The organism is Bradyrhizobium sp. WSM3983 (genome assembly GCF_000473045.1).
Lineage (GTDB): Bacteria > Pseudomonadota > Alphaproteobacteria > Rhizobiales > Xanthobacteraceae > Bradyrhizobium.
In genome coordinates this window covers 97,037-119,738 of the sequence record NZ_AXAY01000021.1, presented here as the reverse complement: position 1 = coordinate 119,738, position 22,702 = coordinate 97,037, and the positions used below count along the sequence as shown (strand labels likewise).

Sequence of the window (22,702 nt, the reverse complement as noted above, 5' to 3'; positions counted from 1 at the left end):
AGAGCGCATGAGCAAAGCGTCCGCCCCTTCAATCGAGTTCGCCAGCGCCGATCCCTCGATCGCGCAGGAAATGGCGCGCTGGCTGGCGCATCTCGGCGCCGAGCGTCGGCTGTCGCCGAAGACGCTGGAGGCCTATGGCCGCGACTTGCGGCAGTGCCTGGATTTCCTGTGCAGCCATTGGGGCGAGCGCGTGACGCTGGCGCGCTTCGCCGCGCTGGAAGCCACCGACATCCGCGCCTTCATGGCGATGCGTCGCGCCGACGATATTGCCGGCCGTTCATTGATGCGCGCACTCGCGGGCCTGCGCTCGTTCGGCCGTTTCCTGGAGCGCGAAGGCAAGGGCAAGGTCGGCGCACTCTCGGCGATTCGTGCGCCAAAGGTCGCAAAGACCTTGCCAAAACCGTTGCCGATGGCATCGGCAAAACGCCTGGCCGACGCCGACGAGCGCGCCGGCGAGGATCGCGAGACCTGGATCCTGGCACGCGACGCCGCCGTGATGGCGCTGCTCTATGGCTCGGGCTTGCGCATCTCTGAAGCGCTCGGCCTGAAGCGCCGTGAGGTGCCGCGGCCTGGCGAAGGCGACGTGCTGATCGTCACCGGCAAGGGCAACAAGACGCGCATGGTGCCGGTGCTGCAAAACGTGCTCGCGCTGGTGCAGGAATATGTCTCGATGTGCCCGCATGTGCTGCCGCCGGAAGGACCGATCTTCGTCGGCGCGCGCGGCGGCCCGCTGAGTCCGCGCATCATCCAGCTCGCGATGGAGCGGCTGCGCGGCGCACTCGGCCTGCCCGACAGCGCCACGCCGCACGCGCTCCGCCACTCCTTCGCCACGCATCTGCTGTCGCGCGGCGGCGATCTGCGCGCGATCCAGGAATTGCTCGGCCATTCATCGCTCTCGACCACGCAGATCTACACCGGCATCGATTCCGAGCGGCTGCTGGAAGTCTATGCGAGCGCGCATCCAAGACGCTGAATTGCCGCTGAACGAGCCACTGATTCCTGACATCAAGCTGTCATAGCTCGCTGTTGGCCCGCATGCCTCTTGCGCAGGCCGCGCGGTTCGGTCAATCGTTACCGAACCGACACAGGAGAGGACTCATGAGCGCACACGAGAGCATGGAGCACGCCGAGCATGCCGAGCACGCATCCGGCGAGAACAGGAAGATTGCCCTGCTGATCGCGGTGCTGGCGCTGTTCCTGGCGATCTCGGAAACGCTCGGCAAGGGCGCCCAGACCGAGTCCATCAGCAAGAACGTCGAGGCCTCCAATCTCTGGGCATTCTTCCAGGCCAAGAGCATCCGCCGCACTGTCGTGCAGACCGCCGCCGACCAGGGCAAGCTGACGCTGGGCAGCGCCACCGACGACACCATGAAGGCCGCGGTGCAGAAGCAGGTCGACGACTGGCAGAAGACCGCGGCGCGCTACCGCTCCGAGCCCGAGACCGGCGAAGGCACCGAGCAGCTCGCCGGGAAGGCCAAGGAAGCCGAGCACGTCCGCGACGAGGCGACCGCGAAATACCATCACTTCGAGCTGGCGTCGGCCGCATTCCAGATCGGCATCGTGCTGGCGTCGGCCACCATCATCACCGGCATGCTGCCGCTCGCCTGGGTCGCCGGCCTGCTGACGCTCGCCGGACTCGGCATGACCGTGCTGGGCGCATGGTGGCCGCATCTGTTGCATCTGCACGGGTGAGAGCTGCGCACTCCCCGTCGTCCCGGCGAAGGCCGGGACCCATACCGCGTGATGTATCGATTGCGGTTGGTAGGAATACCGAACGACGAATCTTCGCCAAACTTCTCCGGGGAGTATGGGTCCCGGCCTTCGCCGGGACGACACCTGGGAAAGTTTACCGCGCCTCGTGCACGCTCTTGCGAAAGCGCTGGATCAGACGGAACGTGCGCGAGGACCAGCCTTCGCCGTTGCCCTTGATCAGCTCGCTTATACGCCGCTTGACCGGCTCGACCAGTTCGGTCGCCTTGGCGCGCACTTTCAGCACCAGCTCGTAGAGCCGCTCGAACCAGCGCATCTCCAGCAGCTTGTCGCGCGTGACGTCGAACACGAAGGCGGTGACGCCGACGCCGAGCATCTTTGCGAACAGGATCGTGAACACCGCGCTGGTCCAGTATTCATGCGTAAGCAGCCACAGGCCGACCAGCTTGAGTGGAAACAACGGGATGATCGGGACTGCGAAGACGATCAACGTCATCGCCGGGGAGAGTGCGTCGACGCGCTCCGACAGCCATTCCTTGAACCGGGCGAGCGGGATCAGTGCGACAACCCGCGCGACGATCGGTTCGCAATGATCCCACAGCCAGGCTTCGATCAGGAAGATGATCGCCAGCAGGACCCAGACCGGTTGAAGAAGGCGGCGCAGCATGTGTTTCCCGCCCGATTCGGCTCTGGGCACGGGCCTACATATGGATGGCCCGCTTGCCGACTGCAAGCGCGGCTTCCTTCACGGCCTCGGAGCGGGTCGGATGCGCGTGGCAGGTACGGGCGAGATCTTCCGCACTACCACCAAACTCCATAAGAACGCAGGCCTCATGGATCATTTCGCCGGCCTCGATGCCGATAATGTGCACGCCGAGCACGCGATCGGTCTTCGCATCTGCGAGAATCTTCACGAAGCCGTCGGTGGTCTGGTTGACCTTGGAGCGGCCGTTGGCGGTAAAGGGAAACTTCCCGACGGTATAAGCGACGCCGGCCTGCTTCAGCTCCTCCTCGGTCTTGCCGACGGAGGACACTTCTGGCGTGGTATACACCACGCCTGGGATAACGTCGTAGTTCACGTGGCCGGCCTGCCCTGCGATGATCTCCGCAACGGCGACGCCTTCATCCTCGGCCTTGTGCGCGAGCATCGGGCCCGCGACGACGTCGCCAATGGCATAGACGCCCTTCAGGCTGGTGGCGAAATGCGGATCGATCTGCACGCGCCCGCGATTGTCCAGCGCAACGCCGGCTTCCTTCAGGCCGAGCCCGTCGGTGTACGGCACGCGGCCGATGCAGACGAGCACGACGTCGGCTTCGATGGTCTCGGCCGCGCCACCCGCAGCCGGTTCGATTTTCGCAAGCAGTGCCTTGCCGTTCGCTTCGACGCCGGTGACCTTCGAACCAAGCTTGAACGCAAATCCCTGCTTTTCGAGGATGCGCTGGAACTGCTTCGCGATCTCACCGTCCATGCCGGGCAGGATGCGATCGAGGAATTCGACGACCATGACTTCGGACCCGAGTCTGCGCCACACCGAGCCAAGCTCGAGGCCGATCACACCGGCGCCGATGACCAGCAATCTGCCTGGCACCTTCTCCAGCGACAGCGCGCCGGTCGACGACACGATGCGCTTCTCGTCGATCTCGATGCCCTTGAGACGCGCGATGTCCGAGCCCGTGGCAATCACGATGTTCCTGGTCTCGATCATTTGCGACTTGCCGTCGGCGGACACTTCCACCTTGCCGGTGCCCAAGATCTTGCCGGTGCCCTTGAGCACGTCGACCTTGTTCTTCTTCATCAGGAATTCGACGCCCTTCACGTTGCCGTCGATGCCCTGCTGCTTGAAGTTCATCATCGCAGGCAATTCGAGCTTCGGCGCGGAGACGCTGACGCCCATCTTGGCGAAGGAATGCCCGGCTTCCTGGAACATTTCCGAGGCATGCAGCAGCGCCTTGGACGGCATGCAGCCGACATTGAGGCAGGTGCCGCCGAGGGTGGCGTTCTTTTCGACCACGGCGACTTTCATGCCGAGCTGGCTTGCGCGCACCGCGCAGACATAACCGCCAGGTCCGGTGCCGATGACGACGAGATCGTAGGTAGCCATGAGAGAAAGTCCCGTGAGTTTAACGTGGTGAGGATGTGTCAGCGTCCGCCGGACACATCGAGAATGGCTGAGGTGACGTAGGAGGCATCGTCCGACATCAGCCAGACGATGGCATTGGCGATTTCCTCGGCGGTGCCGACGCGCTTCATCGGCACCATATGGGCCAGGCGATGATGCCGATCGGGCTCGCCGCCGGAGGCGTGGATTTCGGTGTCGATCAGGCCGGGGCGAATACCCGCGACGCGAATGCCTTCGCTTGCGACCTCATAGCCGAGGCCGATGGTGAAGGAATCGATCGCGCCCTTGGACGCCGCATAGTCGACATAGGTGTTCGGCGCGCCGAGCTTGGCAGCAACCGATGACAGATTGACGATGACGCCGCCCTTGCCGCCATGCCTGGTCGACATCCGCTTCACAGCCTCGCGCGCGCAGAGGATGGAGCCGGTGACGTTGACCGCCATGACGCGCTGGATGCGCTCGGCCGACATCTCGTCGACGCGCACGCCGCTCTTGCCGACGATGCCGCCATTGTTGACGAGGGCACCGAGCGTGCCGAACTTGTCGGCTTCCTTGAACAGGTCGATGATATCGCCTTCTTCGGCGACATCGCATTTCACCGCGATGGCCTTGCCATTGCTGGCCTCGATCTCGGCGACCACCTCGTCGGCGGCCGCCTTGTTGCTGGCATAGCCGACCACGACGCGGAAGCCGCGCGCGGCCGCCGCAATCGCAGTCGCCCGCCCGATGCCGCGGCTGCCGCCGGTGATGACAACGACCTTGTCCGTCACGTTCCTCTCCATCTTTCGACAAACGCCGTCGCCCCTGGAGGCGACGGCGTTTTCAAGACATCAGGGATCAGAGGTCCAGCACCAGCCGCGCCGGATCTTCCAGGCTTTCCTTGACGCGAACCAGGAAGGTGACGGCTTCCTTGCCGTCGATGACGCGGTGATCGTAGGACAGCGCCAGATACATCATCGGGCGGACTTCGACCTTGCCGCCGACGACCATCGGGCGATCCTGGATCTTGTGCATGCCCAAAATGCCGGACTGCGGCGCGTTGAGGATCGGGGTCGACATCAGCGAGCCGTAGATGCCGCCATTGGTGATGGTGAAGGTGCCGCCCTGCATTTCGTCGATCTTGAGCTGGCCGTCACGGGCGCGACGACCGAAATCGGCGATGCCCTTCTCGATGTCGGCGATCGACTTGTTGTCGCAATCGCGCACGACGGGAACGACGAGGCCCTTGTCGGTGCCGACGGCGACGCCGATGTGATAGTAGTTCTTGTAGATCAGGTCGGTGCCGTCGATCTCGGCGTTGACGGCCGGGATGTCCTTCAGACCCTGCACGACGGCCTTGGTGAAGAAGCCCATGAAGCCGAGCTTCGAGCCGTGCTTCTTCTCGAACGCATCCTTGTAGTGGGCACGCAGCGCCATGACGTTGGTCATGTCGACCTCGTTGAAGGTCGTAAGCATGGCGGCGGTATTCTGCACGTCCTTGAGGCGGCGCGCGATGGTCTGGCGCAGGCGGGTCATCTTGACGCGCTCTTCGCGGGCGGCGTCATCGGCCGGCGATGGCGCGCGGACCTGAACGGCAGCGGCGGGCTGGTTGACCGGGGTCGGCGCGGAAGCGGCGCGCTCGATGGCGGCAAGCATGTCGCCCTTGGTGACGCGGCCGTCCTTGCCGGAGCCTGGAACGGTCGAGGCGTCGACGCCGGTCTCGGCCGAGAGTTTTCGCACGGAAGGGGCGAGCGGCGCATCAGCCGGCGGCGCCTTCGCGGCCGGCGCGGGAGCGGCAGCAGCGGGAGCCGGAGCAGCAGCGGCGGGCTTCGCCGGAGCAGCAGCGGGCTTGGCACCGGCGGCGCCATCGGTGATCTGGCCGAGCAGTGCGCCGACCGCAACCGTCGTACCGTCAGCGGCGATGATCTCGCTCAGCGTGCCGGCGGACGGCGCCGGGACTTCGATGGTGACCTTGTCGGTCTCGAGCTCCACCAAGGGCTCGTCGACGGCAACGGCGTCGCCAGCCTTCTTGAACCAGCGGCCGATGGTGGCCTCGGTGACGGATTCGCCGAGCGTCGGCACACGAATTTCAGTCATGGTCTTTTCCTTAAGGAGATCGCGAGTAGCGGTCGGGAATTTCATACGTCATTGCCCGCCTTGTGCGCAGTTGCGCACTGGGGCGGGCAATCCAGTACGCCGTGACTCTCGTGTTCAGAACGAACGCCGCGGAATACTGGATGCCCCGCCCCAGTGCGCAAGTGCGCACAAGGCGGGGCATGACAGCTTCCTAGAAAACTCTTCAGCTCAGTGCTTCGTCCAGGAACGCCTTCAGCTGCGCCTGATGCTTCGACATCAGACCCGTGGCGGTCGCAGCGGAGGCGGCGCGACCGACATAGCGCGGACGCCGGCTCGCGCCATGCACCTGGTTCAGCACCCATTCCAGATAGGGCTCGATGAAGTGCCACGCACCCATGTTGCGCGGCTCTTCCTGGCACCAGATCACTTCCGCCTTCTTGAAGCGGGACAGCTCGGCCACCAGCGCCTTCAGCGGCACCGGATAGAGCTGCTCGACGCGCATCAGATAGATGTCGTCGATGCCGCGCTTCTCGCGCTCCTCGTAGAGATCGTAATAGACCTTGCCCGAGCAGAGCACGATGCGGCGGATTTTGTCGTCCGGAACGAGCTTGATGGCCTCGCTCGGCAGCATCTGGGCGTCATCATACAGGATGCGATGGAAGGTCGTGCCCTTGGCGAGCTCCTCGAGACGCGACACCGCCCGCTTGTGACGCAGCAGCGACTTCGGCGTCATCACGATCAGCGGCTTGCGGATCTCGCGATGAAGCTGGCGGCGCAGCACGTGGAAGTAATTCGCCGGCGTGGTCGGATAGACCACCTGCATGTTGTCTTCGGCGCACATCTGCAAATAACGCTCGAGACGCGCCGAGGAGTGCTCCGGTCCCTGGCCTTCATAGCCGTGCGGCAAGAGGCAAACGAGGCCGGACATGCGCAGCCATTTGCGCTCGCCCGAGGAGATGAACTGGTCGAACACGACCTGCGCGCCGTTGGCGAAGTCGCCGAACTGGGCTTCCCACAGCGTCAGCGTGTTCGGCTCGGCAAGCGAATAGCCGTATTCGAAGCCGAGCACCGCTTCTTCCGACAACAGCGAGTTGATGACCTCGTAATGGCCCTGCTCGTGGCCGAGATGGTTGAACGGCGTGTAGCGGCTCTCGTCCTCCTGATCGATCAGCACCGAGTGGCGCTGCGAGAAGGTACCGCGTTCCGAATCCTGGCCCGACAGGCGGACATGGTGGTTCTCGTTGAGCAGGGTGCAGAACGCCAGCGCCTCGCCGGTCGCCCAGTCGATGCCGACGCCGGTGTCGATCGCCTTGGCGCGGTTGTCGAGGAAGCGCTGGATGGTGCGGTGAACGCGAAAACCGTCCGGGACCTTGGTGATCTTGCGGGCGATTTCCTTCAGCTCAGCGGTGTCGACGCCGGTGACGCCGCGTCGCGCGTCTTCTTCCTGATCCGCGATCTTGAAGCCAGACCACTTGCCGTCGAGCCAGTCGGCCTTGTTCGGCTTGTAGGAGGTGCCGGCCTCGAACTCGGCATCGAGCCGCGCGCGCCAGTCGGCCTTGGCCTTGTCGACCTCGCCCTCGGTCATCACGCCTTCGCTGATCAGGCGGCGGGCGTAGAGCTCCAGCGTCGTCGGGTGAGCCGCGATCCTCTTGTACATCACCGGCTGGGTGAAGGCCGGCTCGTCGCCCTCATTGTGGCCATGCCTGCGGTAGCAGAACATGTCGATGACGACGGGCTTGTGGAATTTCTGCCGGAATTCGGTCGCGACCTTGGCGGCGAACACCACGGCTTCCGGATCGTCACCGTTCACATGGAAGATCGGCGCGTCGATCATCTTCGCCACATCCGACGGATAGGGCGAGGAGCGCGAGTAACGCGGATAGGTGGTGAAGCCGATCTGGTTGTTGACGATGAAGTGCACGGAGCCGCCGGTGCGGTAGCCCTTCAGGTCCGACAGACCGAAGCATTCCGCGACCACGCCCTGGCCCGCGAACGCCGCGTCGCCATGCATCAGCAGCGGCATCACCGAGATGCGCTGGTCCGGCGGATCGCCATACTGGTCCTGCTTGGCGCGGACCTTGCCGAGCACGACGGGATCGACGATCTCGAGATGCGAGGGGTTCGCGGTCAGCGACAGATGGATGCGATTGCCGTCAAACTCGCGGTCCGAGGACGCACCGAGGTGATATTTGACGTCGCCCGAGCCTTCGACCGCGTCGGGATTGGCCGAGCCGCCCTTGAACTCGTGGAACAGCGCGCGATGGGCCTTGCCCATCACCTGCGTCAGCACATTGAGACGGCCGCGATGCGGCATGCCGACCACGACTTCCTTCACGCCGAGATTGCCGCCGCGCTTGATGATCTGCTCGAGCGCCGGGATCAGCGATTCACCGCCATCAAGGCCGAAGCGCTTGGTGCCGGTGAACTTGGTATCGCAGAACTTCTCGAAGCCTTCGGCTTCGACCAGCTTCATCAGGATCGCGCGCCGGCCTTCGCGGGTGAATGAGATATCCTTGTCCGGCCCCTCGATGCGCTCCTGGATCCAGGCCTTCTGCGCAGCATTGCTGATATGCATGAATTCGACGCCGAGAGTCTGGCAGTAGGTGCGCTCGCAGATCGCGGTGATCTCGCGCAGCGTGGCGTATTCGAGGCCGAGCACGTGATCGAGGAAGATCTTGCGGTCGAAATCGGCTTCGCTGAAGCCGTAGGTGCGCGGGTCGAGCTCTTCGCGGTTGCGCGGGGCTTCGATCCCGAGCGGGTCGAGCTTGGCGTGGAAGTGGCCGCGCATGCGGTAGGAGCGGATCAGCATCAGGGCGCGGACGGAGTCGCGCGTGGCCTGGAGCAGGTCGGCGGAGGAGAAGTCAGCGCCGCCCTTGTCGCCTCCCTTGGCCTGCGCCTTGGCGGCGATCTTGGCACCGACCACCTTCTCGACCTCGGCCCAGTTGCCGTCGAGGGCGGAGGTCAGATCGTCCGTCGGGGCCAGCGGCCAGTTGGCGCGCTCCCAGGACGGGCCCTCGGCGTTCTTCCGGACGTCGGCAGGCTGGTCGTTGAGGCTCTTGAAGAACTCCTGCCACTCGGCGTCGACCGAGGACGGGTCCTTCTCGTAGCGGGCGTAGATTTCGTCGATGTAGGTGGCGTTGGTGCCCTGCAAAAAGGAGGAGAGGGCAAAGGCTGCGTTCGCGTCTTGGCGAGACATACTTGAGTTCCTGGCGATTTTGGTTCGCGCATAACAAACGGCGCTGGCGCTGAGCTCCCCGGCAGAGGCTCAGCGCGACAGGCACCATTTATCCTATTTGCTGCGAAACTTCGCCCGGAAAAGCACGAAGGAGTGAATTAGCCCTTCAATTTTTCGGCAAGCGTGTGGCCGAGGCGCGCCGGCGACGGCGACACTGTAATCCCAGCGGATTTCATCGCGTCGGTCTTGGAACCGGCGTCGCCTTTGCCACCCGAGATGATCGCACCGGCATGGCCCATACGGCGGCCGGGAGGTGCGGTGACGCCGGCGATGAAGCCGACCATCGGCTTGGTGCGGCCGCGCTTGGCCTCGTCCTTGAGGAACTGGGCAGCGTCCTCCTCGGCGGAACCGCCGATCTCGCCGATCATGATGATCGATTCGGTCTTGGGATCGGCCAGCAGCATCTCCAGCACGTCGATGAACTCGGTGCCCTTGACCGGGTCGCCGCCGATGCCGACCGCCGTGGTCTGGCCGAGGCCTTCCTGCGAGGTTTGGAACACGGCTTCGTAGGTCAGCGTGCCCGAGCGGGAGACGATGCCGACAGAGCCGGTCTTGAAGATGTTGGCCGGCATGATGCCGATCTTGCACTCGCCGGCGGTCATGACGCCCGGGCAGTTCGGTCCGATCAGGCGCGACTTGGAGCCCGCCAGCGAGCGCTTCACGCGCACCATGTCGATGACCGGAATGCCCTCGGTGATGCAGACGATCAGCGGGATCTCGGCGTCGATGGCTTCGCAGATCGCATCGGCCGCGCCCGGCGGCGGCACGTAGATCACCGAGGCATCGGCGCCGGTCTTCTCACGCGCCTCGCGCACGGTGTCGAACACCGGCAGGCCCAGATGCGTCGCGCCGCCTTTGCCGGGCGAAGTGCCGCCGACCATCTTGGTGCCGTAGGCCATCGCGGCTTCGGAATGGAAGGTGCCGTTCTTGCCGGTAAAGCCCTGGCAGATGACCTTGGTGTTCTTGTCGATCAGGATGGACATGAGGTCTGCTTTCGCGAAACTAACGAGTGAGAGGTCAGTGGATGCGGCGGTAGACGCCGGTGAGCACGTCGGCCCAGCCTTCCGCGTCCGGCGAGAACTGGATCTTCAACGCGTAGGAATTGTCGTCGATGATCTCGTAGACGTGGCGCGCATTGCCGCGGAGCGAGCCGCGCACCAGCGTCAAGGTCTTGCCGACCCACCCGCCGGAGGCGGGCGAGGGCGGCGTGTAGCCGAGCGAGTCGTACCAGAACAATTTGTAGGTCCGGTCGTCGCGGTCGTAGGTGAAGATGCCGTGGGTTGCGAAGATCTCCTTGCCGTCGCGCATCTGGACTGCGTCCTGGATCAGGTAAAATCCGTTGAGGTCCATGCGCGCGACGGTGCGCGAGGTGGCCGGTCCGCCCGCGGTCCAGCGGGACGGGAAGACCACCTCTTCGCCATCCCATTCGCCGGCGAACGCGGCGAGGCGCGTGTGCTCTGCAAGCGGAGATGAAGCGGCGAGATGGTCCTGGGTCATGGCCCTAGCCTCCCTTGACGGCCTTCACGATCTTCTGCGCGGCGTCGTCGAGATTGTCGGCGGGCACCACGTTCAGGCCGGATTCACGGATGATCTTCTTTCCGAGCTCGACGTTGGTGCCCTCGAGGCGAACCACCAGCGGCACGCTGAGGCCGACCTCGCGCACGGCGGCGGTGACGCCCTCGGCGATCACGTCGCACTTCATGATACCACCGAAGATGTTGACCAGGATGCCCTTCACGTTGGGATCGGCCGTGATGATCTTGAACGCGGCCGCGACCTTCTCCTTGCTGGCGCTGCCGCCGACGTCGAGGAAGTTCGCCGGCGCCATGCCGTAGAGCTTGATGATGTCCATCGTCGCCATGGCAAGACCGGCGCCGTTGACCATGCAGCCGATATTGCCGTCGAGGGTGACGTAGTTGAGATCGTATTTCGACGCCTCGATTTCCTTGGCGTCTTCCTCGGTCTCGTCGCGCAGCGCGAGCACCTCGGGATGACGGAACAGCGCGTTGTCGTCGAACGACACTTTTGCGTCGAGCACGCGGAGCTGGCCCTGCTTGGTCACGACCAGCGGGTTGATCTCCAGCATCGACATGTCCTTGGCGACGAAAGCCGCGTAGAGCTGTGCGGTGAGCTTTTCCGCCTGCTTGGCGAGATCACCGGACAGCTTCAGCGCATTGGCGACGGTGCGGCCGTGATGGCCCATGATGCCGGTTGCGGGATCGACCGAGAAGGTCACGATCTTCTCAGGGCTGTTGTGCGCGACGTCCTCGATGTTGACGCCGCCTTCGGTCGAGACGACGAACGAAACGCGCGAGGTCTCGCGGTCGACCAGGATCGACAGGTAGAACTCTTTGTCGATGTCGGAGCCGTCCTCGATGTAGAGGCGATTGACCTGCTTGCCGGCCGGGCCGGTCTGGATGGTCACGAGGGTTGCGCCGAGCATCTGCTTGGCGAATTCGGACACCTCAGCGGCCGACTTGGCGATGCGGACGCCGCCCTTGTCGCCGGCACTGGCTTCCTTGAACTTGCCCTTGCCACGTCCGCCGGCGTGGATCTGGCTCTTCACCACCCAGACCGGGCCCGGGAGGGCCTTGGCGGCCGCTTCCGCGTCGGCGGCCTTCAGGACCGGTACGCCCTTCGAGATCGCTACGCCGAACTCGTTCAGCAGCGCTTTGGCCTGATATTCATGGATATTCATATGGTCGCTCCCTGAACCCGCGGGCGGTGCCCCCTAGGGGCCCACCTCAGTCTTGTGGCTGGTATACCATATACCACAGGAACTGCAACCCGGATTCTTTGACATCAAAATCGCGGATCCGGAACCCGCCCAGCCTTCAAAAAGGGTTGCAGGCGGGTCCGGAAATGAAACCGCCGAAGACCGGGTTTCGATCTTCGGCGGGATTGTTTTTCCTTAGCGGCCGAGAAGATCGGGTGCGATCTTCTTGCAGGCATCGACGAGGCCCTGCACCGCGCCGACCGATTTGTCGAAGGCCTCGCGGTCCTTGCCGGCCAGCTCGATCTCGACGACGCGCTCGACGCCCTTGGAGCCGATCACAACGGGCACGCCGACATACATGTCCTTCACGCCGTATTCGCCGTTGAGGTAGGCCGCGCTGGCCAGCACGCGCTTCTTGTCACGCAGGTAGCTCTCGGCCATCGCGATCGCCGAAGCCGCCGGGGCGTAGAAGGCCGAACCGGTCTTGAGCAGGTTGACGATCTCGGCGCCGCCGTTGCGGGTGCGGTCGACGATCTCGTCGAGGCGCGCCTGCGAGGTCCAGCCCATCTTGACAAGGTCGGGCAGCGGAATGCCGGCGACGGTGGAGTACTTCACCAGCGGCACCATGGTGTCGCCATGGCCGCCGAGCACGAAGGCGGTGACGTCTTCAACGGAGACGTTGAACTCGTCGGCCAGGAAGTAGCGGAAGCGCGACGAATCCAGCACGCCGGCCATGCCGACGACCTTCTTGTGCGGCAGGCCGGAGGCCTTCTGCAGCGCCCAGACCATCGCGTCGAGCGGGTTGGTGATGCAGATGACGAAGGCGTCGGGGGCGTACTTCTTGATGCCCGCACCGACCTGCTCCATGACCTTGAGGTTGATGGAGAGGAGGTCGTCGCGGCTCATGCCGGGCTTGCGCGGCACGCCGGCGGTGACGATGCAGACCTTGGCGTTGTCGAGCGCCTCGTAGGAGTTGGCGCCGGTGTAGTGCGCGTCAAAACCGTCGACCGGCGAGGACTGCGCGATGTCGAGTGCCTTGCCCTGCGGCACGCCCTCGGCGATGTCGAACATCACGACGTCGCCCAGTTCTTTCAGGCCGATGAGGTGAGCCAGCGTTCCGCCGATCTGGCCGGAGCCAATCAAAGCAATCTTGTCGCGCGCCATGTGAGCCTGTCCTTTAGACACGTGAGGAGGGAAAAACTGAATGGGTGGTTATCCCTTTCGCTTCCCCCGTTCAAGTCGGTGGATGCCCAATTGTCGGGCTCGCCGAGACAACCGCCAACATACCCCGTCTGTCATTCCGGGATGCGCCGGCAGGCTCAGGCCCGGAATCCATCGGGCTGCCTGAGTTGGTGGCACAATGGATTCCGGGCTCGCGACTTTGTCGCGCCCCGGAATGACGGCGCTGGGTGCGGAGAAAATAGGACTTAAGTCTCCACCAGGCCCTTGGTCGAGCCGCTGGCGGTGGAATCCTTGCGGCCGTGAGGCAGCGCCAGATAGGATTCCGAGCTCATCTCGATCAGGCGCGACGAGGTCCGCTTGAACTCCATGGCCTCGTTGCCCTCATGGGCGAGGTAGAGCGCGATCGGGTTGGCATCGGCCGAAGCCATTAGCTTCACGGCATTGTCATAGAGCGTGTCGATCAGCGTGATGAAGCGCTTGGCGGCGTTGCGCTGGGAGAAGTCCATCACTGGAATATGGTCGACCAGGATGGTGTGGTAGTCGTGCGCCAGCCTGAGATAGTCGGATGCACCGAGCGGCTTCTCGCAGAGATCGGCAAAGGCGAAGCGCGCCACGCCATGGGCCGAGCACGGCACGTGCAGGGTGCGTCCCTTGATGGAAATGTCGCGCGACTTGCATTTGGCGTTGCCGGTCATCTTCGACCAGGCACGGTCGAGCGCCGTATCCGCATCGGCATCCGCTGGCGTCAGCCACATCGGCACGCCCTGAAGTTTTTCGAGCCGGAAGTCAGTGCGCGCATCGAGCCGCCGCACGTCCATGTGGTCGGTGATCTGCTTGATGAAGGGCAGGAACAGCGCGCGGTTCAACCCGCCCTTGTAGAGATCGTCGGGCGCGACGTTGGAGGTCGCGACCACGACGGTGCCGAGCTCGAACAGCTTTGCGAACAGGCGGCCGAGGATCATCGCATCCGCGATGTCGGTGACGTGGAATTCGTCGAAGCAGAGCAGCCAGCTCTCCTCGAAGATCGCTTGCGCGGTCAGCGCGATCACATCGCCGTCGGCGGACTCGCCACGCGCGATGCTCTGGCGGTAGTCGTAGATGCGTTCGTGCACATCCGCCATGAACTCGTGGAAATGCGCGCGTCGCTTGTGTTCGACGGTGGAGTGCTGGAAGAACAGATCCATCAGCATGGTCTTGCCACGGCCGACCTCGCCATGGACATAGAGCCCGCGCGGCGCCTCGTCCTTGTCGCCGCCGTTGAACAGGCGGGCGAGCAGCCCCTGCTTGCGCTGCGGCTTGTAGTTCGCGAGCCGCAGGTCGAGCGCGGCATAGGCCTCGGCGACCTCGGCTTGCGCAGCGTCGGGCTCGATCGCGCCGGATGCGATCTGGGCCTGATACGCTTCGCTGAAGGAGGAGTTTGGGGTGGAGAGCATCGCTCTTTACCGCCAGAGACCGGCGGAAATTGCAACCGTGTATTGGCGCAACGGCTTATGCGCCCTGCTCTTCGCGAACAGATCTCGCGTGGACACGGCCTCAGCAGAGGTCCGGCACTTGGGCGGCCGAATCGATCTATTCTTGCGCTCAGGGTGGCTAGAATATACCTATTGAGGAACCAAGGAACCTCAATATGGCGCTTAGCATCAAGGACCCCGAAACGGAGCAATTGGCGCGGAGTCTGGCGCAATTGACCGGCGAGAACATCACGACTGCGACCAAGCGCGCCATAGAGGAGCGATTGCGACGGCTCGGCGGTCAAACTCACAAAGATGCGCTGCTGCAAGACATGGCCGAGATCAGGCGACGCTGGAGTGAGATGCGAGTCCTGGATGACCGCACACCTGAGGAAATTCTCGGATACGACGAGCGTGGATTGCCACGCTGATGGTGATCGACACATCGGCGATCGTGGCAATCGCGCTCAACGAAGACGATGCAGCCGATATTGAGCGACTGATCGCGGACGATCCGATCCGCCTGATCTCGGCGGCAACGGTGCTTGAAGCAACGATGGTGATCGAGACACGGTTAGGCGATGCGGGCGGGCGCGAGTTCGATCTCTGGCTCATCAAGATCGGCGCAGAGATCGCAGCGGTCGATACCCAACAAGCCGATGCAGCACGGCGCGCGTGGCGGCGCTACGGGAAGGGGCGTCACGCCGCGTCGCTCAATTACGGTGATTGCTTTTCGTACGCGCTGGCTTCGACTCGAAGCGAACCGCTGCTGTTCAAGGGCGAGGATTTTGCGAAAACCGACGTCAGCCGGTCAGGCGTGGAGCCGCTGCGATAGCATACCCGCGCAAAGATCTCACTCACACAGCTCATAGGCGTCCTCGACCACATACGGGCCGCCGCCGGTCGACGCGCGCGACGAGAACAGCACGAAGCGCTCGGCCATGAAGGCCTTGCTCGGGAAGTAGCCGCGCAGCGAGAGATAGTCGGCGACGTCGCGGTCGGTGGCATCGTGCAGACGGGCCAGCGTGACATGCGGGATGAACTTGCGGCCTTCGGGATCGAGGCCGATCCGCTGCATCATGCGCTCGAGTTCGGCCTGCAATTCCATCAAAGGCTTGCTTGGCGTGATGGTGGCGACCACCGCGCGCGGCTTGCGGCCGCCGAAGCTTGTGAGCCCCTGCACCTTCACCTCGAACGGTTTGCGGTCGACGCGAAACAGCATCGATGCGATCTCGTTGGCGGAGATGCCGTCGATGTCGCCGATGAAGCGCAGAGTGACGTGATAATTTTCGGGATCGATCCAGCGGGCGCCTGGAAGGCCACCTCGCAAATTGGAAAGAGTCTGGCAGACCTCGGTCGGGATTTCCAGACCAGTAAACAAACGCGGCATCGTTTCGCACTCCCGATGCTTGGGCATGATCCCTTAGGTAAAGATCATATCCAAATTTTAGAGCCGGCGACGAATCATCTGTACCTTGATTCCTATCGCAGTTGTGTGACTCTGCGAAGGGTCGCTCACGCTACACCGGGAAAACCCTGGTTGTTAGGGTTAGCGTTGCCTGCTTTTCAACGGCGTTGCTCGCCGATCGTGCGCACGAATGCCTCTACCGTGGGCAGCATGTTGTGGACGATGATGTCGACGCCTTCAGCGGTCGGATGAATGCCGTCGGCCTGGTTGAGCTTGGCATCGGCGGCGACACCTTCGAGGAAGAACGGATAGAGCGGCACGTCGAACTGCTTCGCCAGATCCGGATAAATCGAATTGAAGCGCGTGCCATAGTCCGCGCCGAAATTTGGCGGCGCCAGCATGCCACACAGCATCACGGCGATCTTGCGCGCCTTGAGACGCCCAACGATGTCGGCCAGCGCAGCTCTCGTCAAGTCGGGATCGATGCCGCGCATCGCGTCGTTGGCGCCGAGCTCGAGGATGACGCCTTCGGTTCCGTCGGACACCGACCAGTCGAGCCGGTCGCGGCCGCCGGACGAGGTGTCGCCCGACACCCCGGCGTTGGTCATGTCCACGGCTATACCTTTGGCCTGCAAGGCTTTTTGTAGCTTGGCCGGGAACGCATCCTGGGCCGGAAGGCCGAGGCCGGCACTCAGGGAATCGCCGAAAACGACAAGCTTGATCGGCTTTGTCGCGTCCGCCCAAGCCGGATTGGCAACCGTCATCAAAGCGAACATCAACACGGCTATGTGCATGAACAATCCGTAACGCCTCTCGACCGCGCGTGCGGAGTTGCCATATGACCGGACCATGGACACTCGCATCTCTCCCTCTTCGCTCGCCGGCACTGCGCCGGACACCATCGCCATCTCCAACGTCAATCTCTCATTGGGGTCGGGGGCGGCACGCGTTCACATCCTCAAGGATATCAGCTTGCGCGTCGGCTCGGGCGAGACGATCGGCCTGATCGGCCCGTCAGGCTCGGGCAAATCCACGCTGCTGATGGTGATGGCGGGGCTGGAGCGTCCTGATAGCGGAGAGGTGGTGGTGTCAGGCACGCCTTTCAATGCCCTCGACGAGGACGCGCTGGCCCGCTTCCGCGGCCGTCAGGTCGGCATCGTCTTCCAGTCCTTCCATCTGATCCCGACCATGACGGCGCTGGAGAACGTGGCCGTGCCGCTCGAACTCGCCGGCAATCCCGATGCGAGCAAGCGCGCGGCCGAGGAGCTGCAATCGGTCGGGCTCGGCGACCGTCTGCATCATTATCCGACGCAGCTCTCCGGCGGCGAGCAGCAGCGCGTGGCACTGGCGCGCGCGCTGGCACCCGATCCCGCCATCCTCGTCGCCGACGAGCCGACCGGCAATCTCGACGAGGCTACCGGAAAACAGATCGTCGATCTGCTGTTCACCAAGCATGCCGAGCGCGGCATGACGCTGGTGCTGGTCACGCACGATTCCTCGCTCGCGCATCGCTGCGATCGCGTGATCCGCCTGCGCTCGGGCCGCATCGACACGCAGACGACCAAAGCATGAGCATAGCTGTCGAACCGTTTGCGAACCCGAACGGCGTCGCGCTGTCGCTGCGCTATGCGCTGCGCGAATTGCGCGGGGGTCTGCGCGGCTTCTACGTCTTCATCGCCTGTATCGCGCTCGGCGTGATGGCCATCGCCGGCGTCGGCTCGGTCTCGGCGAGCCTGAGCGACGGCCTCGCGCGCGAGGGGCGCACGTTGCTCGGCGGCGACGTCTCCTTCGTGTTGTTCCAGCGCGAGGCGAAGCCCGAGGAGGTTGCCTTCCTGCGCTCGCGCGGCACCGTCTCCGTTGCATCCACCCTGCGCGGCATGGCGCGCTCGGCCGAGGGCAAGCTGGCGCTGGTCGAGATGAAGGCGGTCGACGACACCTATCCGATGCTGGGCCAATTGACCTTGGCGCCGCCGATGCCGCTGACCGATCTTGTCGCCGAGCGCGACGGTGCGTTCGGCGCCGCCGCCGACCCGACGCTGCTGGCGCGGCTGTCACTCAAGGTCGGCGACCGCGTCACCATTGGGACTGCGACCTTCCAGATCCGCTCTACTGTCGAGGCCGAGCCCGACAAGCTCGCCGGCGGCATCGGCTTCGGTCCGCGCTTCCTGATCAGCGAGGCGGCCCTGCGCGCCACCGGGCTGATCCAGCCCGGCAGCCTGGTGCGCTGGGTCTACCGGGTAAAACTGCCTGACACCGCCAACAGCGACCGCGCCACCGACGCGTTCATCGCTGACGCCCGCAACGCCGCGCCGCAGGCCGGCTGGGAGGTCCGCAGCCGCTCCAACGCCTCGCCACAGCTCGAGCGCAATATCAGCCGCTTCACGCAATTCCTGACCCTGGTCGGCCTTGCCGCGCTCCTGGTCGGCGGCGTCGGCGTCGCCAACGCCGTGAAGAGCCATATCGACCGTCGGCTCGAGGTGATCGCGGCTCTCAAGGCCGTCGGCGCCACGGGGCGCGACGTGTTCGGCATTTACCTCGCGCAGGTCGTCCTGCTCGCGGCGATCGGCTCGGTGATCGGCCTCGCGCTCGGCGCGGCCATGCCGTTCGCCATCGTCGGTCTGTTCGGCAAGCTGTTGCCGCTGCCAGTGGTGCCGGCCGTGCATGCCGGCGAGCTTGCGCTGTCCTTTGTCTACGGCCTTTTGACCGCGCTCGCCTTCGGCCTGTGGCCGCTCGGACGCGTGCACGACGTGCCGGTCGCAGCGCTGTTCCGCGACACCATCAGTTCCGAATGGCACCGGCCGCGCTGGAGCTATCTTGCCTTCATGGGCGTCGTCGTCGCGCTTCTGGTCGCTGTTGTGATCGGATTATCGTTCGACAAGCGCATCGCCGCGGTGTTCGTGGCCTCCTCCGTCATCGTGTTCGCGGTGCTGCGCGGTGTCGCCGCCGTGCTGATGGCGATCGCACGCCGGCTGCCGCGCACGCGCTTCACCATGCTGCGGCTTGCAATCTCCAACATCCACAGGCCAGGCGCGCTGACGCCCTCGGTCGTGCTGTCGCTCGGGCTTGGGCTCGCCGTGCTCGTCACCATCACCCAGATCGACGGCAATCTGCGCCGGCAGTTTCTCGCGGCGCTGCCCGATCGCGCGCCGGCGTTCTACTTCATCGACATTCCGAGCACGCAGGCCGAGCAATTCGACGGTTATCTGCGCGAGATCGCACCGGGAGCGAAGGTCGAGGACGTGCCGATGCTGCGCGGGCGCATCGTCGCCGCCCGCGGCGTCCGCGCCGAGGACCTCAAGCCCACCACCGACTCCGAATGGGTGCTGCAGAGCGACCGCGGCCTGACCTATACCGGCGAGTTGCCGAAGGGATCCAAGGTGGTCGAGGGCGAATGGTGGGGCACCGACTATTCCGGTCCGCCGCTGGTCTCGATGGAGAAGAAGATCGCCGACGGCCTCGGCCTCAAGCTCGGCGACGAAATCGTGGTCAACGTGCTCGGCCGCGACATCCCGGCGAAAATCGGCAATCTGCGCACCATCGACTGGCAGGGGCTCGGCATCAATTTCGTGCTGGTGTTCTCGCCGAAGGCCTTCAAGGGCGCACCGCATACCCACATTGCGACGCTGACCGAAGCCGGCGGCGATGCGACCGGCGACGGCAAGATCATCAAGCAGGTCGCCGACACCTACCCAATGGTGACGAGCGTGCGCGTGCGCGAGGTGATGGAGACGGTCGGCGCGGTCGTGACCAATCTCGCGCTCGCCATCCGCGGCGCCAGCGCCGTAACCCTGATCTCGGCGATCCTGGTGCTGGGCGGCGCGCTCGCCGCAGGCCACCGCCACCGGGTCTATGACGCGGTGATCCTGAAGACCCTGGGCGCGACACGACTGCGGCTGCTCGGCGCCTATGCGCTCGAATACCTCCTGATCGGCCTCGCCACCGCGGTGTTCGGGGTGGTCGCCGGCAGCATCGCGGCCTGGATGATCGTGACGCGGCTGATGACGCTGACCTTCGTCTGGCAGGCCGGGAGCGCGGCCGGCGTGGTGGCCGCCGCCCTGGTCGTCACCGTCGGGCTCGGCCTCGCCGGCACGCTGCTGGCGCTGAACAAAAAGCCCGCCACGGTGTTGCGGAATTTGTGACAAAACGTAGCGGGTGGCCGCACGGGGGGCAGAATCGCACGATTCCGGCGGATAACCACGTCTGCCCGTCAGGATTGTGGGTAAGGGCGACATTCAGCCGCGCGTGGACGGTTGCAGCGAATGTGTTAGTTTCCCACATATCGAATGGGTTCGGAGCCCCGATTGTTAGCCAAAATTAATGTCGGCAGACATCGGTGTCCGAGATAGAATTTGACGAACCGGCGGCATGGCAACCCTCGTGCCGGACCGGGCAACCAACGGGAATTCGACCATGTCGGACCTAGACCGCAATTACGCTTCTCCTTTCGGCAGGGCCGCCGGGCGTGTTGACGCCGCGACGGTCGACGCCGGTCTGCGCGCCTACATGCTGCGCATCTACAATTACATGAGCATTGGCCTCGCCATCACGGGCCTCGCCGCGCTCGGTGTCTATATGGCTGCCGTGACTGACGTTCCGACCCCGGAAGCGGTCCGCGTCGGCAAGCTGTTCCTGACCCCGTTCGGCTACGCGATGTTCGTGAGCCCGCTGAAATGGCTGTTCATGCTGGCGCCGCTCGCCATGGTGTTCGTGATCTCGGCCGGCATCAACCGTCTCGCCCCCTCGACCGCCCAGATCCTGTTCTGGGTGTTCTCGGCGCTGATGGGCATCTCGCTGTCCTCGATCTTCCTGGTGTTCACGCACACCTCGATCGTGCGGGTGTTCTTCATCACTGCGGCGACCTTCGGCGCGCTGAGCCTCTATGGTTACACCACCAAGCGTGACATGAGCGGCATGGGCTCGTTCCTGTTCATGGGCCTGATCGGCATCATCATCGCGAGCCTGGTGAACCTGTTCCTGGCGAGCTCGGTGCTGCAGTTCGTGGTGTCGGTGGTCGGCGTGCTGGTGTTCGCGGGCCTCACCGCCTGGGATACGCAGCGGCTGAAGAACGACTACATCTACGGCTACGCCTCGGCCGGTGGTGACATCGCCGAACGTGCGGCGATCTCCGGTGCGCTGTCACTCTACTTGAACTTCATCAACCTGTTCACGCTGCTGCTGCAGCTCCTCGGCCAGCGCGACTAAGCGCAAGACCCGAGAGAACAGACGCGAACCCCGGCCGCGAGGCCGGGGTTTTTGTTTTGCGTCCGGGTGCCCCACACTCGGAGTCATCGCACGGCTTGACCGGGCGATCCAGTATTCCGGAGGCGGTGGTGATTGACCGAGAGGCCGCGGCGTACTGGATTCCCCGCCTTCGCGGGGAATGACGACGGAGCAAGTAGGCTGCGATCGCAATGACGGCGTATGTGGAAGCATCGTTGCCTCTTCCAGCCGCCGCGCGAAGCCTCTAATCTCACCGCCATGTCCGCACCCGACATCAGGCCCACCCTTGAGGCCGACCTCCCCGCCATCACCGCCATCTATCAGCAGGCCGTCCGCGAGGGCACCGCCACGTTCGAGCTGGAGCCACCTGACCTCGCCGAGATGACGCGCCGCTATCGCGCACTCGTCGACGGCGGCTATCCCTATTTCGTCGCCATCCTCGACGGCCGCGTCGCCGGCTACGCCTATGCCGGTGCCTACCGGCCGCGCCCGGCCTATCGCTTCACGGTCGAGAACTCGATCTATCTCGACCCCGCCTTCCACCGCCGCGGCATTGGCTCGCTGCTGCTGGAGCGGCTGATCACCGAATGCGAGGCGCGCGGCTTCCGCCAGATGATCGCGGTGATCGGCGATTCCGCCAATGCCGGCTCGATCGGCGTGCACACCAGAGGCGGCTTCAAGATGATCGGAACGCATCCGAATGTCGGCCTGAAGTTCGGCCGCTGGCTGGATACGGTGATGATGCAGCGCGACCTCGGCGAGGGCGCAAGCACGGTGCCGGAGAAATAAGCTCGGTTTCGTACGGTGGGCAAAGCGCAGCGTGCCCACCACGTTGCGGTGATTGAGGAACGATGGTGGGCACAGCGCTTTGCGCCTTTGCCCACCCTAGGGCTCCGTTGGTGCCGCTACACCACCGCCAGTTTCCGGTCGATTACCAGCAGCACGCGGTCGAGCTCGTGGCCGCGGCGCAGGATCAAGCCCGTCGCCGAGATCACGCTGTATATGCCTTGCTTGCGGGCCAGCCGCGGATCCTTCTCGATGCGGTAAATCGGCACTTCGGAGGCGCGGCGATAGACCGAGAACACCGCGCGGTCCTTCAGGAAGTCGATCGCGTAGTCGCGCCACTCGCCGTCGGCGACCATGCGGCCGTAGAGGTTGAGAATTCTGTTCAACTCAAGCCGGTTGAACGTCACCCGGCTCAGCTGGGCATTCGCAGCGGCGGGGCGCGCCACTGCGCGCTGCTCGCTCGGATCGGCATCCTCCGGCGTCAAACTCATGCAGCGCCTCCTGTCGCTTCAGCATGACCCGCCTCCGCGAAGACCGTCCCCGGAGCCGCGGATCATGACAATTGCATGATTGCGCCAACTGTTCCCCGCCGCAAGAGGCTCCTGAGGGTCTCTCGAGGACCTGAACTCACCTCGCCAATCGGTTGCGAATCATGACACACACAACGGTGGAACTTTTCAGCGGCAAACCGTCACGGGATCGTTAGCAGGAATCATAGTATCGCCGCTTTTCCGCCCACGGCCTGCCGCCCTGCATTGCGAAAAGAATTATGTGCGTTGACCCGGTCCTTTCGGTTCCGGATTCCTCAGCCCCCAGCCC

General features: G+C 64.3%; 21 protein-coding genes. 8 read left to right on the top strand and 13 right to left on the bottom strand.

Going from position 1 to position 22,702, the window contains the following annotated elements:
- The first annotated feature begins 7 nt into the window (after nt 1–7).
- The gene (locus tag YUA_RS0125955) at nt 8–973 is read left to right on the top strand and encodes a tyrosine recombinase XerC (RefSeq protein ID WP_027533327.1); all 966 of its coding nucleotides are present in this window, start codon (nt 8–10) and stop codon (nt 971–973) included.
- A 125-nt stretch (nt 974–1,098) separates the two neighbouring features.
- Nucleotides 1,099–1,692 (top strand): DUF4337 domain-containing protein, encoded by a 594-nt coding sequence (locus tag YUA_RS0125950; protein ID WP_027533326.1) that lies wholly within the window; start codon nt 1,099–1,101, stop codon nt 1,690–1,692.
- A 154-nt stretch (nt 1,693–1,846) separates the two neighbouring features.
- Here YUA_RS0125950 and YUA_RS0125945 read toward each other — a convergent pair whose 3' ends face one another.
- From YUA_RS0125945 to zapE, 10 genes are all read right to left on the bottom strand, one after another.
- Nucleotides 1,847–2,377 carry a hypothetical protein gene (locus YUA_RS0125945; protein WP_027533325.1) on the bottom strand — a complete coding sequence of 177 codons (531 nt, stop codon included), beginning with the start codon at nt 2,375–2,377 and terminating at the stop codon, nt 1,847–1,849.
- Between the two features lie 34 nt (nt 2,378–2,411).
- Complete coding sequence (gene lpdA, locus YUA_RS0125940; RefSeq protein ID WP_027533324.1) at nt 2,412–3,812, bottom strand: dihydrolipoyl dehydrogenase; 1,401 nt, start codon at nt 3,810–3,812, stop codon at nt 2,412–2,414.
- A 38-nt stretch (nt 3,813–3,850) separates the two neighbouring features.
- Nucleotides 3,851–4,612, bottom strand: coding sequence for an SDR family oxidoreductase (locus tag YUA_RS0125935; RefSeq protein WP_084292870.1), 762 nt, complete (start codon nt 4,610–4,612; stop codon nt 3,851–3,853).
- 55 nt (nt 4,613–4,667) lie between these two features.
- On the bottom strand, nt 4,668–5,906 hold the full coding sequence (gene odhB / locus YUA_RS0125930; protein ID WP_027533322.1) for a 2-oxoglutarate dehydrogenase complex dihydrolipoyllysine-residue succinyltransferase: 1,239 nt from the start codon (nt 5,904–5,906) through the stop codon (nt 4,668–4,670).
- A gap of 202 nt (nt 5,907–6,108) precedes the next feature.
- Entirely contained in the window at nt 6,109–9,081 is a 2,973-nt protein-coding gene (locus YUA_RS0125925; RefSeq protein ID WP_027533321.1) for a 2-oxoglutarate dehydrogenase E1 component, read from the bottom strand.
- Between the two features lie 137 nt (nt 9,082–9,218).
- On the bottom strand, nt 9,219–10,103 hold the full coding sequence (gene sucD, locus YUA_RS0125920; RefSeq protein ID WP_027533320.1) for a succinate--CoA ligase subunit alpha: 885 nt from the start codon (nt 10,101–10,103) through the stop codon (nt 9,219–9,221).
- A 34-nt stretch (nt 10,104–10,137) separates the two neighbouring features.
- The gene (locus tag YUA_RS0125915; RefSeq protein WP_027533319.1) at nt 10,138–10,617 is read right to left on the bottom strand and encodes a DUF1579 family protein; all 480 of its coding nucleotides are present in this window, start codon (nt 10,615–10,617) and stop codon (nt 10,138–10,140) included.
- Nucleotides 10,618–10,621: 4 nt separating this feature from the next.
- Nucleotides 10,622–11,818 (bottom strand): ADP-forming succinate--CoA ligase subunit beta, encoded by a 1,197-nt coding sequence (gene sucC, locus YUA_RS0125910; RefSeq protein WP_027533318.1) that lies wholly within the window; start codon nt 11,816–11,818, stop codon nt 10,622–10,624.
- A 213-nt stretch (nt 11,819–12,031) separates the two neighbouring features.
- Nucleotides 12,032–13,000, bottom strand: a complete 969-nt coding sequence (gene mdh, locus YUA_RS0125905) for a malate dehydrogenase (RefSeq protein WP_027533317.1) — start codon at nt 12,998–13,000, stop codon at nt 12,032–12,034.
- A gap of 263 nt (nt 13,001–13,263) precedes the next feature.
- Entirely contained in the window at nt 13,264–14,451 is a 1,188-nt protein-coding gene (gene zapE / locus YUA_RS0125900) for a cell division protein ZapE (protein ID WP_027533316.1), read from the bottom strand.
- A 194-nt stretch (nt 14,452–14,645) separates the two neighbouring features.
- Here zapE and YUA_RS0125895 point away from each other — a divergent pair, with 194 nt between their 5' ends.
- Together YUA_RS0125895 and YUA_RS0125890 are read left to right on the top strand one after the other, a co-directional pair.
- Nucleotides 14,646–14,900, top strand: coding sequence for a type II toxin-antitoxin system VapB family antitoxin (locus tag YUA_RS0125895; protein ID WP_027533315.1), 255 nt, complete (start codon nt 14,646–14,648; stop codon nt 14,898–14,900).
- Nucleotides 14,900–15,304, top strand: a complete 405-nt coding sequence (locus YUA_RS0125890; RefSeq protein WP_027533314.1) for a type II toxin-antitoxin system VapC family toxin — start codon at nt 14,900–14,902, stop codon at nt 15,302–15,304. Before YUA_RS0125895 ends, YUA_RS0125890 begins: the two co-directional genes overlap by 1 nt.
- An 18-nt stretch (nt 15,305–15,322) precedes the next feature.
- Here the strand turns inward: YUA_RS0125890 and thpR are convergent, their stop codons facing one another.
- Together thpR and YUA_RS0125880 are read right to left on the bottom strand one after the other, a co-directional pair.
- Nucleotides 15,323–15,859: an RNA 2',3'-cyclic phosphodiesterase gene (gene thpR / locus YUA_RS0125885; protein ID WP_027533313.1), complete on the bottom strand. Its 537-nt coding sequence runs from the start codon at nt 15,857–15,859 to the stop codon at nt 15,323–15,325.
- A gap of 176 nt (nt 15,860–16,035) precedes the next feature.
- A complete protein-coding gene (locus tag YUA_RS0125880) occupies nt 16,036–16,671 on the bottom strand; it encodes an arylesterase (protein ID WP_027533312.1) in 636 nt (211 codons plus the stop codon).
- Nucleotides 16,672–16,726: 55 nt separating this feature from the next.
- On the opposite strand from YUA_RS0125880, the gene YUA_RS0125875 reads away from it, so the two are divergent.
- The 4 genes from YUA_RS0125875 to YUA_RS0125860 all read left to right on the top strand — a co-directional run bounded on the left by YUA_RS0125875 (nt 16,727) and on the right by YUA_RS0125860 (nt 21,886).
- A complete protein-coding gene (locus tag YUA_RS0125875; protein ID WP_027533311.1) occupies nt 16,727–17,449 on the top strand; it encodes an ABC transporter ATP-binding protein in 723 nt (240 codons plus the stop codon).
- The gene (locus tag YUA_RS0125870) at nt 17,446–20,016 is read left to right on the top strand and encodes an ABC transporter permease (protein WP_027533310.1); all 2,571 of its coding nucleotides are present in this window, start codon (nt 17,446–17,448) and stop codon (nt 20,014–20,016) included. Before YUA_RS0125875 ends, YUA_RS0125870 begins: the two co-directional genes overlap by 4 nt.
- Before the next feature lie 271 nt (nt 20,017–20,287).
- On the top strand, nt 20,288–21,079 hold the full coding sequence (locus tag YUA_RS0125865; RefSeq protein ID WP_027533309.1) for a Bax inhibitor-1/YccA family protein: 792 nt from the start codon (nt 20,288–20,290) through the stop codon (nt 21,077–21,079).
- 276 nt (nt 21,080–21,355) lie between these two features.
- Nucleotides 21,356–21,886, top strand: a complete 531-nt coding sequence (locus tag YUA_RS0125860) for a GNAT family N-acetyltransferase (protein ID WP_027533308.1) — start codon at nt 21,356–21,358, stop codon at nt 21,884–21,886.
- Nucleotides 21,887–22,002: 116 nt separating this feature from the next.
- Here the strand turns inward: YUA_RS0125860 and YUA_RS0125855 are convergent, their stop codons facing one another.
- Nucleotides 22,003–22,374: a DUF2794 domain-containing protein gene (locus YUA_RS0125855; RefSeq protein WP_027533307.1), complete on the bottom strand. Its 372-nt coding sequence runs from the start codon at nt 22,372–22,374 to the stop codon at nt 22,003–22,005.
- Nucleotides 22,375–22,702 lie beyond the last annotated feature (328 nt).